General features: G+C 45.6%; 15 protein-coding genes. 1 reads left to right on the top strand and 14 read right to left on the bottom strand.

Going from position 1 to position 16,314, the window contains the following annotated elements; all coding sequences use genetic code 11:
- Window positions 1-55: 55 nt before the first annotated feature.
- The 6 genes from QNH36_RS09775 to QNH36_RS09750 form a co-directional block, all read right to left on the bottom strand.
- The gene (locus tag QNH36_RS09775) at window positions 56-1,162 is read right to left on the bottom strand and encodes a Leu/Phe/Val dehydrogenase (protein WP_144476021.1); all 1,107 of its coding nucleotides are present in this window, start codon (window positions 1,160-1,162) and stop codon (window positions 56-58) included.
- A gap of 62 nt (window positions 1,163-1,224) precedes the next feature.
- The gene (locus tag QNH36_RS09770) at window positions 1,225-1,614 is read right to left on the bottom strand and encodes a thioesterase family protein (protein ID WP_144476088.1); all 390 of its coding nucleotides are present in this window, start codon (window positions 1,612-1,614) and stop codon (window positions 1,225-1,227) included.
- A gap of 192 nt (window positions 1,615-1,806) precedes the next feature.
- Window positions 1,807-2,601 carry an ABC transporter ATP-binding protein gene (locus tag QNH36_RS09765; RefSeq protein WP_251541857.1) on the bottom strand — a complete coding sequence of 265 codons (795 nt, stop codon included), beginning with the start codon at window positions 2,599-2,601 and terminating at the stop codon, window positions 1,807-1,809.
- Window positions 2,576-3,607 carry an ABC transporter permease gene (locus QNH36_RS09760; RefSeq protein WP_144476023.1) on the bottom strand — a complete coding sequence of 344 codons (1,032 nt, stop codon included), beginning with the start codon at window positions 3,605-3,607 and terminating at the stop codon, window positions 2,576-2,578. The genes QNH36_RS09765 and QNH36_RS09760 overlap by 26 nt, the downstream gene beginning before the upstream one ends.
- A gap of 18 nt (window positions 3,608-3,625) precedes the next feature.
- Window positions 3,626-4,624 carry an ABC transporter substrate-binding protein gene (locus QNH36_RS09755; protein ID WP_144476024.1) on the bottom strand — a complete coding sequence of 333 codons (999 nt, stop codon included), beginning with the start codon at window positions 4,622-4,624 and terminating at the stop codon, window positions 3,626-3,628.
- A 681-nt stretch (window positions 4,625-5,305) separates the two neighbouring features.
- A complete protein-coding gene (locus QNH36_RS09750) occupies window positions 5,306-6,253 on the bottom strand; it encodes an NAD(P)H-dependent flavin oxidoreductase (RefSeq protein ID WP_283905099.1) in 948 nt (315 codons plus the stop codon).
- 74 nt (window positions 6,254-6,327) lie between these two features.
- On the opposite strand from QNH36_RS09750, the gene QNH36_RS09745 reads away from it, so the two are divergent.
- Entirely contained in the window at window positions 6,328-6,849 is a 522-nt protein-coding gene (locus tag QNH36_RS09745) for a gamma carbonic anhydrase family protein (protein ID WP_283905098.1), read from the top strand.
- Window positions 6,850-6,889: 40 nt separating this feature from the next.
- Here QNH36_RS09745 and QNH36_RS09740 read toward each other — a convergent pair whose 3' ends face one another.
- From QNH36_RS09740 to QNH36_RS09705, 8 genes are all read right to left on the bottom strand, one after another.
- The gene (locus tag QNH36_RS09740; protein ID WP_283905097.1) at window positions 6,890-7,564 is read right to left on the bottom strand and encodes an NAD(P)H-dependent oxidoreductase; all 675 of its coding nucleotides are present in this window, start codon (window positions 7,562-7,564) and stop codon (window positions 6,890-6,892) included.
- A 58-nt stretch (window positions 7,565-7,622) separates the two neighbouring features.
- Window positions 7,623-8,666, bottom strand: a complete 1,044-nt coding sequence (locus QNH36_RS09735) for a DmpA family aminopeptidase (protein ID WP_481825305.1) — start codon at window positions 8,664-8,666, stop codon at window positions 7,623-7,625.
- A gap of 1,194 nt (window positions 8,667-9,860) precedes the next feature.
- A complete protein-coding gene (paaX, locus tag QNH36_RS09730) occupies window positions 9,861-10,736 on the bottom strand; it encodes a phenylacetic acid degradation operon negative regulatory protein PaaX (protein WP_144476029.1) in 876 nt (291 codons plus the stop codon).
- 131 nt (window positions 10,737-10,867) lie between these two features.
- Complete coding sequence (locus tag QNH36_RS09725; RefSeq protein ID WP_144476030.1) at window positions 10,868-11,644, bottom strand: enoyl-CoA hydratase-related protein; 777 nt, start codon at window positions 11,642-11,644, stop codon at window positions 10,868-10,870.
- Window positions 11,645-12,853 carry a 3-oxoadipyl-CoA thiolase gene (gene pcaF / locus QNH36_RS09720; protein WP_144476031.1) on the bottom strand — a complete coding sequence of 403 codons (1,209 nt, stop codon included), beginning with the start codon at window positions 12,851-12,853 and terminating at the stop codon, window positions 11,645-11,647.
- 12 nt (window positions 12,854-12,865) lie between these two features.
- Window positions 12,866-13,729, bottom strand: a complete 864-nt coding sequence (locus QNH36_RS09715; RefSeq protein ID WP_285847972.1) for a 3-hydroxyacyl-CoA dehydrogenase — start codon at window positions 13,727-13,729, stop codon at window positions 12,866-12,868.
- Between the two features lie 256 nt (window positions 13,730-13,985).
- Window positions 13,986-15,503, bottom strand: a complete 1,518-nt coding sequence (locus QNH36_RS09710; RefSeq protein ID WP_251541866.1) for an aldehyde dehydrogenase family protein — start codon at window positions 15,501-15,503, stop codon at window positions 13,986-13,988.
- Window positions 15,504-15,534: 31 nt separating this feature from the next.
- The gene (locus QNH36_RS09705; protein WP_251541868.1) at window positions 15,535-16,308 is read right to left on the bottom strand and encodes an enoyl-CoA hydratase-related protein; all 774 of its coding nucleotides are present in this window, start codon (window positions 16,306-16,308) and stop codon (window positions 15,535-15,537) included.
- Window positions 16,309-16,314: the final 6 nt, after the last annotated feature.

Genomic DNA, 16,314 nt, shown 5'->3' with positions numbered 1-16,314 from the left:
TTTTAAAATCGCACTGAATTTTTTATAGCAAACAAACTTAATTTCTAAGATTCTATTACATTCTCACAGCCCATTTAGGACGTTTCATATGAGAGAAGAAGCTGTTCCTTCTGGTCCTAGCTTCTATCCGGTTTTCACAGAATTTATTTGCTGCTTCCATTGTGGTGATTCCTTCTCGTTCTGCATGGCTATATACATTCAAAAGAGAATTATAGATTGCTTTTGTCTTTTTAAGGACGCGCTCTTTGTTCGGTGAATAAAGCTCATCCGCCACCTGGATCAAACCGCCGGCATTGACAATATAATCAGGTGCATACAGAATTCCTTTTTCCTGGAGGGCATGGCCATGGCGTTCTTCCTTGAGCTGATTATTGGCAGAGCCGACCACCGCTTTTACCTGCAGCTGAGGTATAGTGTCATCATTGATGATTCCCCCCATAGCACATGGAATGAAGATATCGGCAGGCTGTGAATAAATTTCATCACTGCCCACAACCTTGATCCCTGCTCCCATTTCCTTCGCTTTCTGGACTATCTGGTCGATCGCTTTTTGATTAATATCTGTTACATACAGGCCTGCACCATTTTCCAGCAGATATTCTGCTACCTTGTAGCCAACCTTGCCCAGACCCTGGATGGCATAGGATTTGCCAGAGAGATCATCCGTGTCCCACAGAGCTTTGCTAGTTGCCTGCAATCCAAAGATGACCCCCTGCGCAGTCGGCACAGAAGAATCACCGCTGCCGCCATATACTTCATCAACGCCAACGATACAATTCGTTTCCTTCAATGCGTGGACAAAATCCTCCGGGTCGGTCCCCATGTCTGTTCCTGTATAAAAACGTCCTTGGATCGACTCAACGAACTGGCCAAATGCCCTGAACAATTCTGGGCTCTTATCCTTCGTCGGATCACCGATAATGACTGCTTTTCCCCCTCCGAAATCTACATCGGCAGCTGCGCATTTATAAGTCATCCCTTTTGAAAGCCGGAGTACATCTTCAAGTGCATCATCGACTGACTTATAAGGGTACATGCGGCAGCCTCCCAATGCTGGTCCCAACCGTGTACTATGAATCGCGATAATCGCCTTTAACCCCGTTGCTTCATCATTACAAAACACGACCTGCTCGTGTTCACGAATTTGTTCAAACATATCCATTTTTTCTTTCCCCCTTTATTCCGTTAAACCATGTTAGCGCTTACATTTTTGCGCGAAAATTTTTAGCTGCCTGTCAATAATTCAGTTATCCTTGCCTTGGGAAGGACTACTTGTTTAACTTCCCCAACACCAACCAAACGCCCATTGGTTTCTGCCCGGACATTGGTAAGGATGGAATTATCCTGCAGATCTGTGACGGTCGCTGTAATGACCACTTTAGCTCCTTCAATACAAGGAGCAATATGCTTGACGGTCACTGCACCACCCATTCCCTCTTCATCATCTTCTAAAAAGGGAAGTATAATTTGTCTCGAAGCCCACTCCATGTGATACACCATCGATACCGTGGAGTATACTGGATGGACGAGCTTTCCTTCAAAGCGGGCAAACATATCTGGTGTAACAATGACTTCGATGGAGGCCGTGTGCCCTGCTTTTAAGCCATCTCGCATCATATCCCACCTTTCCAAGTTGCAAATATGTATAACGTTTATTTAACGTTATCATAACATTCCGTTAAATAAATGGTCAATAAATTGTAAGAAATTTTGGTATTTTCTTAAAAATAATTCTGATATAATGATCTATTCTTCTTTTTAACCATAAAAAAAATCAACCAGCTATTTCCGTAGCTGGTTGATTTTTTAGCTGAGCAGCGCCCTGTCACTTGCCATCTTCGTTCCGCGGATACGCTGGAATTCATTCAGCAGGTCTTCAATTGTCAGCTTGGCTTTTTGTTCTTCATTGACTTCGAGGATGATTTGTCCTTTATCCATCATGATCAGCCTGTTGCCGAGGTCGAGTGCCTGCTGCATATTATGGGTTACCATCAGCGTTGTCAGGTGGTACTTATCAACGATTTCTTTTGTCAGATTTGTGATAAGCTCAGCACGTGAAGGATCAAGTGCTGCAGTGTGTTCATCCAATAAGAGGATGGATGGCTCAGTGAATGTAGCCATCAGCAGGGATAACGCCTGGCGCTCCCCGCCTGACAGCAATCCGACTTTGGCATTCAAGCGGTTTTCAAGGCCTAAGTGCAAGGACTCCAATACTTCCTTAAATAGCTCCCGGCGTTTTTTTGTCACCCCACGGCCAAGAGTACGTCGCTTGTTCCTTGAGTACGCAATCGCCAGGTTTTCCTCGATTGTCATGCTAGGAGCCGTACCGGCCATTGGATCCTGGAAGACACGCCCGATCATTTTGGACCGGTTGTACTCAGACATATAGGTAACATCCTTCCCATCCAATTCCACTTTTCCATGGTCAGGAATCATCACCCCCGAAATGATGTTCATCAAGGTAGACTTCCCGGCACCGTTACTGCCGATGACGGTAACGAAATCACCTTTTTTCAATGTGAGATTGATATTATCCAGGGCTATCTTCTCATCTGGAGTGCCTTCGTTGAATACTCTATGAATCTGATTTAAGTGCAGCACCAGCCTCACCCTTTCCTTCAGAAGGAACAGCTACCATCTTCATGTTCTCAAGCTGTCTTTTGACCTTCCTATTTTTCTCTTTGTAGCTTTCAATCATCTTCGGAGCAGTCAGAGCAAGGATGACAATCACTGCTGTAATCAGTTTCATGTCACCTGGTTCAAGGAACTCTACCCTTAGGGCCAGTGTAACCACGATACGGTATATAATCGAACCGCCAATAACAGCGAATGTTGTCCTGGCAATTGATTTTGTTCCGAACAGCGCTTCACCAATAATGACGGAAGCAAGCCCGATGATGATCATCCCGATTCCCATGCCTACGTCCGCGAATCCACCCTGCTGGGCAATGAGTGCACCAGAAAATGCTACCATCGCATTCGAAAGTCCCAGGCCGAGGATGATCATCAGATTGGTATTGGAAGAAAAACTGCGGATCATTCTTTTATTGTCACCTGTTGCCCTGATTGCAAGTCCGATTTCGGTTTTAAGGAATGCGTCTGTCAGGAACTTGATCGCAAAGGTCACAAAAATCATGAACATCAGAATTCCCCATGTACGCGGGAGGCTATCTCCCAGTCCTACAGCTGTCAGCATGCTATTAAAGAAGCCATCGATTCCTGTTTTCTCAAAAAAGTCCCTCACAGAGGTCATTGCAGTATCGGTGTTCAATAGCGGCACATTCGACTTGCCCATAATCCTCAGATTGATAGAATATAAGGCAATCATCATCAGGATCCCTGATAATAAAGCATTCACTTTACCGACAGTATGAATCACACCGGTCAGGCACCCTGCAATGAATCCCGCAACAAGTGCCACCATTGTCGCGGCAAATGGATTTGCGCCATTCACGATCATAATCGCGGCAACCGCAGCTCCAGTTACGAAGCTGCCGTCGACCGTCAAATCCGGAAAATCCAAAACCCGAAAGGATAAGTATACGCCCAGAGCCATGATTGCATAAATAATGCCTGACTCAAATGCTCCAAATATTGAAGTAAACAAGTTGAATCATCCTTCCTCTTATTCTTCGTAAAACTCAGCGTTGTCTCCCCATTCTTCCTTGACCTCAACACCTTGTGCTTCTGCAGCTTTTTTATTGATTGTCAGTGTCAGAGATTCTGGAAGTTCTACAGGGATTTCAGATGCTTTCTTGTCGCCTGATAAAATTTTTGCTGCCATTAGACCTGATTGGTAGCCGATGTCATAGTAGTTGAAACCGCTGGCTGCTACTGCACCGCGTTTCATTGAATCAAGTTCCCCAACAAACAATGGGATCTTCTTTCCGTTTGCTACAGAGATTACTGATTCAAGTGCAGATACGACAGTGTTGTCCGTTGGCACGTAGATCGCATCAACACGGCCTACGAGAGACTCAGCTGCCTGCTTGACTTCGGCAGATGTTGAAATGGAAGCTTCCACTACTTTCGCTCCATTTGCTTCTGCAAGCTTCTTCACTTCCTTCAGCTGAACTTCGGAGTTCTGTTCACCAGCATTGTAGATCACACCGATTTTCTTGGCTCCGATTTCATTTGTCATGAAGTCGATGGTTTTTTTCGTCGCATCTGGATGGTTATCAGTCGTACCAGTGATATTGTCGCCAGGCTTGTCGAATGCTTCTACAAGTCCCGCTCCCACAGGATCTGTCACAGATGTAAAAATGATTGGTATATCCTTTGTTGCATTAAGTGCTGCTACAGCGCTCGGAGTTGCGTTAGCAAAGATCAGATCAACCTTGTCGCCGACAAAGTTGTTGGCAATCGTTGCTGTATTGTTCATGTCAGCTTGTGCGTTCTGGAAGTCATATGTTACATTTTCACCTTCCTTAAAGCCTTTTTCCTCGAGGGCCTTTTTAAAGCCTTCTGTCGCCGCATCTAGTGATGGATGCTCCGCGAATTGGGTCAAACCGATTTTGTATTGATCTTTTTCTGCTGAACCATTTGATGATTCTTTTCCTCCACAGCCAGCCAATAGCAAAGCACTGGCTAGTACAAGAGAAATAGCTTTTACTGATTTTTTCATGTTAATCCCCCTTGATTTTTTTATAAACCGGCTTTGATTTATGTATGTTTAATACTTTTAGACAGCCGGAACGCACCATTTTTAATTTGACTTGGAACTTTTTGAAAGCGATTCCAAAAAGTATGATATTTACTATAGACACCGTAAATATAACGTTATATTAACACCAGCCCATTATAGTGTCAATAATATTCCGAAAATTTAGTATGTTGAGATTTCGCTTTACTTTTTTTCCACCCTCTTGATTAGGAGCTAAATATTCTCCAAGTATAATAAAGTTCTTTCGGTTACTTTACCGCTTTTATGCATAAAAGTAAAGACGTATTTATTATTTTTTCTGATTAATTTAAATTTTTCTTTAGGCTCCTTAAATTAAACTGTTGATTTTCGTTCCAGGCACTTCGCTTTCCGCTGGAAGAATATAGAAAAGACCAACTGCCGTCTTTTTCATAAGCAATTCTTCCTTGGGGCTGGCGCTGAGCCTCCTCGTCGCTTCACTCCTGGGGGGTGCAAATGATTCCTCACGTGAATCATTTCACCTAGGTCTCATCTGACTAGCTGGGCCCGCAGGAGTCTGCGCGCCTTCCACTACAATCAACAGGTGTAAAAATTACATTGGATTTTACGGAGCCTTTATTATAAGAAAAAGCATGCCTCCTTTTAGAAGCATGCCTCTTAGAATTATAATAAAGCCTCTGCGATCTTCAATCGTTCTTTTGCTTCCATTACCATCCGCTCAACCAATTCCTGTACGGTTGGAATGTCAGTAATCAAACCTGAAACCTGGCCGCCATTCATGAAACCGGTTTCTTCGTTTCCTTCCAGTGCGCCTTTTTTATGTATGTCCTCTGTCGTCAGTTCTGCAAACTCATCGGGTGTGATTCCCTGTTTTTCCGCTTCCAGCAATTTTCCTGCATAAGATGTATTCAGCAGTCTTCTTATTTTTCCAACAGACCTGCCAACGATAACTGTTTCATGATCGTTTGCCTGCAATAGCTTTTGTTTATAAACTTCATGAAATGGAGCTTCCTCAGTAGCGATAAAACGGGTCCCCATTTGTACACCGCTTGCTCCCAGTGCCAGCATGGCCGCCAGCCCTTTTCCATCCCCAATACCGCCAGCTGCTACAACAGGAATGTTTACCTGGGCGATAATCTGCGGAATGAGCGCCAAAGTTGTAGTTTCGAGATTCGAGTTGATCCCAGCAGCCTCAAATCCTTCTGCCACTAAAACATCTGCTCCTGCAGCTTCTGCTTTTTTCGCCTGTTTAACAGATGCAACAACGGTTATGACTTTGATTCCAGCTTCTTTCAGCTTGGGAATGAAAGGCGCAGGATTGCCTGCTGATAAAGTGACGACCTTCACCCCTTGTTTGACTGCCAGCTTGAGGATATCCACCACATTGGGTGAAACACTTAAAGCAATATTCACCGCAAAAGGCTTTTTGGTCCTTTTATTGGTTTCCATAATAATATGTTCCACTTCTTCAGCAGCCATTGTACCGGCTCCAATGGTTCCTAATCCTCCAGCCTCTGAAACGGCCGCTGTCAAAATTGCATTGCTGATGTTCCCCATTCCACCCTGGATGATTGGATATTTTATGCCCAGAACAGAAGTGATTCCATTCACAAAAATTCCCCCTTCGTATTATTAATGTTATACTAATTTTAAAATTAAGACAATTAAGAAAAGGAGTGGCTATCGTGATTTTATCTTATTTAGAGAAAAAGCCGGCAGTTCATGAAACGGTATTCAAGGCACCGGGAAGCTATATTATCGGAGACGTCAAGATTGGAAAAAATTCGAGCGTCTGGTTCAATGCCGTTTTGCGGGGAGATGAAGATACGATTACAATAGGCGAAAGCTGCAGTATCCAGGACAATGTAACCTGCCATCTGTATGAAGGCTCGCCACTTGTCATAGAAGACGAGGTGACTGTTGGCCATAATGCAATCCTTCATGGCTGTACCATCAGGAAAAGATGTATTATCGGAATGGGATCCACGATCCTTGATGGAGCGGAAATCGGAGAGGAATGCATCATCGGGGCCAACACCTTGATCCCTGCCGGGAAGAAGATTCCGCCACGCTCTCTGGTAGTGGGTGCACCTGGTAAAGTAGTTCGGGAAATCGGCGAAAAAGATTTGGAACTGATTCAGCTTTCCATCGAAACATATGTCCATAAGGGCAAGGAGTACCGTGAAACACTTAAAGAATCAAAGTAATTGGAAAAAGCCTGGCATTGGCCAGGCTTTCGTTTTCATATTAAACCCACTTAACGATATCATCCAGTGGTCTTCTCGTTTTCGGCTTTGGCTCATTCACACGATAACCAAACGCACACATAACCGAAATGCCAAAGTGACCATCTTCAAGCAACCCTTCTTGTTCCAGCAGCTTGTTCATTTTTTCAAAATTAAAACCTTCAATTGGACAGGAATCAATGCCAATTTGCGCCGCTGCTGTCATCATATTGGCCAGGGCAATATAAGTTTGCCTGCATGCCCAATCAAAAAGCGGACGATCACCATCAAGCAATTTAAAATCAGACTTTTGGAATTCCTCGATTCGCTTCAGGTAATTGGCCATGAATTCCTCAGGCATCTTTTTCTTATTTCTGAAATGATCCTGCAGGTATTCTGAGTTATATTTTGTATCAACTTTCGTCCTCGCAAGGATAATCACAAAATGGCTTGCCTCCGGAAGCTTGCCAAACGCTCCCCAAGCGGTATTTTTAACTTTTTCACGCAACTCTTCACTCTGAACAACAAGAAATCGCCATGGCTCAAATCCAAAAGAACTTGGAGATAATTGTCCAGTCTCGAGGATAAACCGGAAGTCTTCCTCTGGAATCTTTTTGGCTGGATCAAATTGCTTTGTGGCATGCCTGAAATTGAAAGCATCGAGAATCTCCTGCTTCAAAGCCTCTTTGTCTTGCATATGTATCTCTCCTCCAAGTTTTGTTTTTTTAAACTTATCATATTTCTTTATAAATTTCCTACAAAAAAGGATACGCCTCAACTACTCTCCCTTTTCTCCCTTTGGTGGATTCAGCCTGCGAGAGTGAGTTCAGGATGGCTTCCTCGGTTGCTTCAGCTGCAGCCGTGAAAAGCTCGTTCATGAAATGATGGTCATCCCTAATCTGGCTGCTTGTGCAAAGAAATTCTTCTGAATGATGCGTGGTTTTGTTGGCAGTTGAAAAAGCAATGACAATATCCCCGCTTCCATGGCTAAAATGACTTCCGGTCCGGCCAAGACCAATTCCGCATCTTTTTGCCAGCCGCAGCAGCTGGCGGTCACTTAACGGGGCATTGGTTGCCAGGATGATGATGATGGAACCATCTGCTGTTTCGGATAATCCTGTTTTTATTGCCTCAATACCATACTTTCCTGCCATGAACTCTTCTTTTTTGCCAAAATTACTTAGCACCAGGCAGCCAACCGTATAAGCACCGGTATGATCAATCACCCTTGACGCCGTTCCTATTCCGCCTTTATGACCGAAGCAAACCATCCCTTTCCCCGCTCCAACGGCACCTTCTGCGGCAGGAGTCGGTGAAGCCTTCTTTATTGCTTGTATTGCATGGTGAGATTTTACCGGAAAAAGGCGGATCGAGTTTAAATAGCTGTCATTACATTCACCCACCACAATATTAATCGTACCGGTCGTCTCGCCAATCTCTTCATTTTCAGCAAGCATGTATTCCAGAGTACCCTGAGTGACTGCCGGTACCGCAAACGTATTCGTCAGCATTACGGGCGACTCGATTGTTCCAAGTTCATTTAGCTGGACAAGCCCCGTCGTTTTGCCAAAACCGTTAAGGACATAGCTGGCAGCCGTAACTTTCTCTCTGAACAAATTTCCGCCGTGCGGCAGAATCGCCGTCACACCGGTACAGGCATACTCCTCACCTTTATCATCCAGTGGTTCATCCAGTGTCACATGGCCCACCATTACTCCAGGAACATCGGTTATACAATTGTTGGCTGCAGGGGACATCCTGCCAATTACAAAGCCTCTGTCTCTTATTTTCATGTTCATTCTCCTAGATTCTATTTGTAGAAAACCAGTTACGTTTTCTTCTAGTGGAAATCGATAGTTGCTTCGGGCATTCTCCTGCTGGGTTTGTTGAAGCTTTGTACGAACCTGAAGCTACTTCGGACAGCTTTTTGCTTTTCCTCCTGAAACCTGTCCGAACTCCGCGCTACTTCGGACAGCTTTTCTCCTTCTTCCCTTAAACCTGTCCGAACCTGAAGCTACTTTGGACAGCTTTTCTTCGTCTTCCTCTAAACCTGTCCGAACCACGGGCTACTTCGGACAGCTTTTCTCTTTCTACCCCTAAAGCTGTCCGAACTCCGGGCTACTTCGGACAGCTTTTCGCTTTTTCTCCTGAAACCTGTCCGAACCTGTAGCTGCTTCGGACAGCTTTTCTCCTTCTTCCCCTAAACCTGTCCTAACTCGGCGCTACTTCGGACAGCTTTTCTCCTTCTTCCCCTAAACCTGTCCGAACCTGTAGCTACTTCGGACAGCTTTTCTCCTTCTTCCCCTAACCCTGTCCGAACCTGTAGCTACTTCGGACAGCTTTTCTCCTTCTTCCCCTAAACCTGTCCGAACTCAGGTATACTTCGGACAGCTTTTCTCCTTCATCCACTAAACCTGTCCGAACTTGAAACTACTTCGGACAGCTTTTCTCCTTCTTCCTTTAAACCTGTCCGAACTCGAAGCTACTTCGGACAGCTTTTCTCCTTCATCCACTAAACCTGTCCGAACCTGAAACTACTTCGGACAGCTTTTCTCCTTCATCCACTAAACCTGTCCGAACCTGTAGCTACTTCGGACAGCTTTTCTCCTTCATCCACTAAACCTGTCCGAACCTGTAGCTACTTCGGACAGCTTTTCTCCTTCTTCCATTAAACCTGACCGAACACGCGACTACTTCGGACAGCTTTTCTCCTTCTTCCACTAAACCTGTCCGAACCACGGGCAACTTCGGACAGCTTTTCTCTTTCTACCCCTAAACCTGTACGAACTCCGTGCTACTTCGGACAGCTTTTCGCTTTTTCTCCTGAAACCTGTCCGAACATGAAGCTACTTCGGACAGCTTTTCTCCTTCTTCCATTAAACCTGACCGAACATGAAGCTACTTCGGACAGCTTTTCTCCTTCTTGCCCTAAACCTGTCCGAACTCGGAGACTAAAAGAAAGCCATCCAGGACGGATCGAGGATGGCTTGATGCTACTCTAAGATATACGGGTGGTCCATAACATTGTAGTCAACGTCTTTATGCTTGATTTCATTGCCATCTTTAAAAACAGATTCAAAGAAGCGGGATGCTGGTTCTGCGAGTTCTTTATAGTATTCACTGAATAAAGCTGCTGCATGGCTGCCGAGCCATTTTTCCGGCAGAAGTTCTTCAGGGAGTCCTGGGTCAAAGAAGAGGAATTTCCTGTATTCATGGACCAGCTTGGTCCGTTCAACGAAGCATTCAGCGTCGGTCATGCTGCCTTTTTGAATCTTGTTTTTATCGATGATGTATTTTTGGCTGTATTCACTGATAAATTCCTGGTACTTTGCGTTTATTTCAACAAGGTCCCAGCTCTTTTCCACCAGTCGCTGGTTTTCATGGGGGCCTTTATACTCGGCAACGAAGAAATCAACATATTGTTCTATTTCGTATTTCTCAATTAAGTCCTTGACCTGTCTTTCAAGATTGTTGGCCGAGATCCAGAAGCTGTTCGACATCGAACCAAAGCCGCTCCAGATCAGTTCCTTGCGCAGCTCGTCCCGGACGTTGCGGATTTCCTCGGGAATCGTATACATAAGGATTCTCCATTTGCCGTCCCATTCTTCTGGCTTCAATTTGAAAATACGCTTACCTGCTTCATCGATTCTTTTCTGGCCGCGCGGTGTCAGCGAGTAATAACTTTTGTTCCCGATTTTCTCAGCCTGCACCCACCCCTGCTTATTCATGCGGGAAATTGCAGCCCTCACCGACTGGTCATTGTGTCCAAATTCATTTAGCAACCTTATCAAACTGCCGATCCAAATCTTGCTGCCATAGTGGGAAATATAGTCTCCATACAGGGTGAAAATCATTGATCGTGTATTCAAATTTTCTGTCATCCTCATTCATTTTTAATAGTCGTTATAAAACCGTTATAAAACATTTTACAGTATAATCACTATTTTGCAAAAATAATGCGCTTAAATGTGAAAAAACCACAGGGATTTCTCCCTATGGGTTATTGCGCAGTGAAAACTGGCTTTCGTTTTTCACTGAATGCGTTCAATGCTTCTACACGGTCTTTTGTCGGTATTGTTACCTCATACGCCTTCGATTCGATGGCGAGACCCGTCTGCAGGTCAGTACTGCTTCCATGCTGGATCGCATACTTCGCTTGCCTTACCGCAATTGGTGCGTTCTGCAGAATTTCCTCGGCTAATTCCTTGCAGGCAATCATGACTTCCTCTTTAGAGGTAACGGCAGTGAGAATTCCCAGCTCATAAGCGGTCTCAGCTGAGATTTTCCTTGCTGTTAAAATCAATTCCTTCGCCTTCATCTCTCCAATCAGCCTTGACAGACGCTGTGTACCGCCTGCACCTGGAATGATCCCCCAGCTCACCTCTGTCATTCCCATTAAGGCGCTATCTGCGGCAATTTTAAAATCACAGGCGAGCATCAATTCGAATCCTCCGCCAAATGCAAATCCGTTAACAGCGGCAATCGTTGGCTGGGGCAGCTCTGCAACAGCGCTGAAGACATCACGGATTTTTTTCACATTGCGGCGCACTTCTTCCTCGGTCAGATGCTTTCTTTCCTTTAAATCCGCCCCGGCACTGAATGCTTTCTCTCCAGCGCCTGTAAAAATGACCACTCTTACATCCGAATCCGTATGGAGTCTGTCAATCAGGTCCCCAAGCTCCACCAACGTTTCATAATTGAAGCAATTCAATGAATCCGGGCGGTCGATCGTGACATATGCGATGTGCTTTTCTTTCTGGAATTTGATGTTGTTCATTTATTTCTCTCCTATATTCTCGATAATTGTCGCGATTCCCTGGCCAACGCCAACACACATCGTCGCAAGTCCGTACTTGGAATCCCGTTTTTTCATTTCATATAAAAGGGTCGTTAAAATTCGGGCACCGCTTGCCCCAAGCGGATGGCCAAACGCAATTGCTCCGCCGTTGACATTGACCTTAGACTGGTCCAACCCCAGCTCTTGGATGCAGCCGAGGGATTGGGCAGCGAATGCTTCGTTCAGTTCGATCAGATCCATTTCGTCAACAGACAATTTCGCACGCTTTAATGCTTTCTGGACAGCATAGACCGGCCCCATTCCCATGATCGAAGGCTCAAGGCCTGCAGTTGCGGACACAACATATTTGGCCAGCGGCTTCAGCCCCAGCTCTTCCGCCTTCTCACGGCTCATTAGCAGCAGTGCAGACGCGCCATCATTCACTCCAGATGCATTCCCCGCTGTAACAGTACCATCCTTGAACAATGGCTTCAGCTTGGACAGTTTCTCGATTGTCGTGCCTGGTCTCGGATGTTCGTCTGTGTCAATTACCGTTTTATTGCCTTTTTTATCTTCATACACAACAGGAACAATTTCATTTTCAAACTTCCCTGCCTCCATCGCTTTTTGGGCGCGAAGCTGGCTTTCTGCTGCAAATTCGTCCTGGGCTTCACGTGAGATGCTATATTTTTTAGCAACATTTTCTGCAGTCTCCGGCATGCTGTCAGTTCCGTACATCTCCTTTAGCTTGCTGTTGATGAAACGCCAGCCAATCGTTGTATCAAACATCTCCATATTGCCGCGCGGAAACTCTTTTTCAGGCTTTGCCATCACAAGCGGGGCCCTGGTCATGCTTTCCGTTCCCCCGGCAATGAAGATATCGCCTTCTCCGGCCAGGATCGCCCTTGCTGCATAGTTGACCGCATCCAGTCCTGAACCGCATAAACGGTTGATCGTTGTCCCGGCAACCTCCACCGGCAGACCGGCCAACAGACCTGACATCCTCGCGATATTCCGGTTATCCTCACCAGCCTGGTTGGCATTGCCCAATACAACTTCTTCGATTCCAGCGGCAGGCACGGCTGGATTACGCTCAACCAATGCCTTGATGACAATCGCACCTAAATCATCAGGGCGGATATGACGGAGACTGCCGTTGTATCTTCCAATCGGAGTCCTGACTGCATCTACAATCACAACTTCTCTCATCCTGATCCTCCTCTATTTTGCCGTCACTGATTCTCGGTAGTCATATACACCGCGCCCAGTCTTCCTGCCTAGACGGCCTGCTTTGACATATTGCTCAAGCAGTGGTGCTGGACGGTATTTTTCACCGAGTTTCTCATGAAGGTATTTTAAATTATTCAGGCGTGTATCCAGACCTACAAGATCGCCCAATTCAAATGGTCCCATTGGATAATTCAGTCCTAGCTTGATCGCCTTATCGATATCCTCTGGCGTGCCCAATCCTTCCTGCAGCATATAAAATGCTTCGTTCCCGACGAGCGCGCTGATTCGGCTAGTCACGAAACCGGGGAATTCATTGACAATAACCGTTTCCTTGCCCATTTGGATGGCGGCCTGCTGGATTGCCTCTGCTGTCTCATCGCTCGTTTCCAGACCGCGGATGATTTCAACTAGTGGCATTTTATGGACCGGGTTAAAGAAATGCATCGCAATGACCTTCTCAGGACGCTTCGTAAAAGAGGCGATTTCCGTAGGGCTCATTGTCGATGTGTTGGATGCAAACAGGCAGTCTGACGGTGCATGCTGGTCAATTACTTCAAAAATCGTCTTTTTGATATCGATTTTTTCCGGGACAGCTTCGATTATTAGATCTGCATCCTTCACGTTCTCAGCGAGAAAGTTGGAATAAGATAATCTGGATTTTGCAGATTCTGCATCGTCTGAGCTGATTTTACCGCGGGAAATCCCCTTTTCAAAGATGCTGTTGATTTCCTGTTCAGCCTTGTACAGTTGTTTTTCATCAACATCGATCAATACTGTTTCAAATCCGCCCAGGCAGCTGACGTAGGCTATGCCTCGGCCCATTACACCTGAACCGATTATGACGAGTTTTCTCATTATATATCCTCCTTAATAAAGGCTGTTTTCGTTAGAAAGTTGTTAAAATCCTAAAGCCTATTTTAACGCGACCATTGCTAATTTATATGTCGGTACCAAGTCTGCAAGCTCTTTTCTCATAATCAGCTTTAATTTCTGAAGAAAGTTTGGTCATTTCAACCTTATTTTGCAAGCAATAGCAACAAAGTTTGAAAAAAGAGCCTTTATAAAAAACTGAAAGGCGAGCACCCGAATCGAGGAGTGCTCGCCTCATTTTTTATACGTTAAACGGGTTTAGCGGGCGGCTGCCGTAGTAAGAGACGATACTCTTTGTTTCTGTATATAAATCAAGTGTTTCAATGCAAAGTTCGCGGCCGAAACCAGATTGCTTGTAGCCTCCGAATGGCGTGCCTGGGAATGCTGAGAATGGGCAGTTGACCATCACGATTCCTGCCTGGATCTGCTTGGAAATCCTGGTCGCTCTGCCGTAATCCTTTGTCCAGATTGCAGAACCAAGGCCATATTCACTGTCGTTGGCCAGTTTGACTGCTTCTTTTTCGTCCTTGAACTTCATGACGACTACAACCGGTCCGAAGATTTCTTCTTTAACAGCTTTCATGCTGTGGTTTGTTTCAGCAATGATGGTAGGCTCATACCAATAGCCATTTTCAAAGCCTTCCAGATTGGCAGCCTTTCCTCCAGTCAAAACTTCAGCACCGTCTTCAATAGCTGATTTCACATATCCATCGATTACATTCAACTGGTCTTCACTGATGACAGCTCCGACATGTGTTTCTTTATCGAAAGGATTACCAAGCTTTAGCTGCTTTGTTTTTGCCACGAATTTCTCGATGAATTCATCGTATACATCTTCATGGACGTATAAGCGTGAACGGGCTTCACATGATTGGCCAGTATTATAGAAGATTCCAAACAGGGATCCATCTACTGCAGCATCAATGTCAGCATCGTTAAAAACAATGCTTGGTGATTTTCCGCCTAGCTCAAGTGTTACGCGCTTAAGAGTCTGGGAAGCTCTTGCCATGATATCCTTGCCGATAGGCGTTGAGCCCGTGAATGCAACTTTGTCGACTTTATCGTGTTCGACGAGATAGTTTCCGACGACAGAGCCGGAACCTGGGATGACGTTCACTACTCCTTCCGGAACACCAGCTTCGATGCAGATTTCACCAAGGACGATGGCGGTCAAAGGTGTCAGGGAAGCTGGTTTAATGATCACGGAGCAGCCGACAGCAATAGCCGGAGCAACCTTCCATGCCGCCATCATCAAAGGATAATTCCAAGGAATGATCTGGGCACATACACCAACCGGCTCTTTTTCAGTGATATTCTGGAATGCACCAGGCATGCTGTTGACAGCACCGCGGTGGCTGACGATCGCACCTGCGTAAAACTCGAAATCTTCAATAGCCTGCATCACCTGTCCCTGTGCGGCAGCAAGAGATTTACCAGTATCAAGAATCTCCAATTCTACTAATTCATTAAAACGGGAGCGCATAATGGATGCGATTTTATTAAGAGTCCGTGAACGTTTGTTGACAGGGAAATGGCGCCATTTCCCGAAATCGAATGCGTTTCGTGCTGCCTGGACAGCAAGCTCCGCATCCTCTTTAGAAGCTTTGGCAACGGTGGCGATTTCTTCGCCAGTAGCAGGATTATATACCTTATATGTTTCGCCATTCGCGCTGTCCTGGCGACCTCCATTGATAATCAGCTGATATGTCTCTCGTTTTACCGCCATTGGTTCGAATTTTTGTTCTTTTACTGTCGTCACGCGTAACATCTCCTTTTAGTGGATTGATCGTTTATTCACCTTTGAAAACAGGTTTTCTTTTTTCCATGAACGCCTGGACGCCTTCCTTATGGTCAGCTGTCTGTCCGGCAATCCGCTGGCTCTGGGCATCTCGTTCAAGATACTCTTCAAAGCTTGAATGCCAGCTGGCTTTCAGATTTCTTTTGATCAGGCCGATTGCCTTCGTTGGCATACCGGCAAGCCTTTCTGCGAATGCCGCGACATTTTCATTCCAGTTATCCAATGAGTAGACTTCTGTTATCAGTCCTAGATCCTTTGCCTTTTCAGCAGGAACCTTCTCACCAAAAACAGCCAGTTCCATTGCTTTTGCATGACCGATCAGACGAGGCAGGTAATAAAGGTTTCCTGCATCAGGCACGAGGCCAACATGGATAAATGCTTCTACAAAACTGGCTTTTTCCGAAGCGATCCGGAAATCGCAGGCAAGTGCAAGGCTCATGCCGGCACCGGCCGCTACACCATTGACAGCGGCAATCACCGGTTTTTCACAGCGGTCCAATTCAAGAAGCATTGGGTTATATCTTTTTCGAAGCACTTCCCCGTGATCCATGTCATCAGACACGCCAGCCAAATCCTCCCCCGAACAGAATGCCCTGCCTGCACCAGTGATGACCAGGGCACGGACTTCTTTGTCCCTTGATGCAGTCCTGATTGCCGACTGGATCTCCCTGTTCAGCTGCTCTGTGAAGGCATTCAATTTATCAGGACGGTTCAGGGTGATGTAGGCTACCTTGTTCCGCACTTCATACAAAACGGTTTCGAACACAGCTAT

The organism is Mesobacillus sp. AQ2 (assembly GCF_030122805.1).
GTDB lineage: Bacteria > Bacillota > Bacilli > Bacillales > Cytobacillaceae > Mesobacillus > Mesobacillus oceanisediminis_A.
Note: the sequence above shows the minus strand (reverse complement) of the source record. Positions and strands in the feature narration are given on the sequence as shown.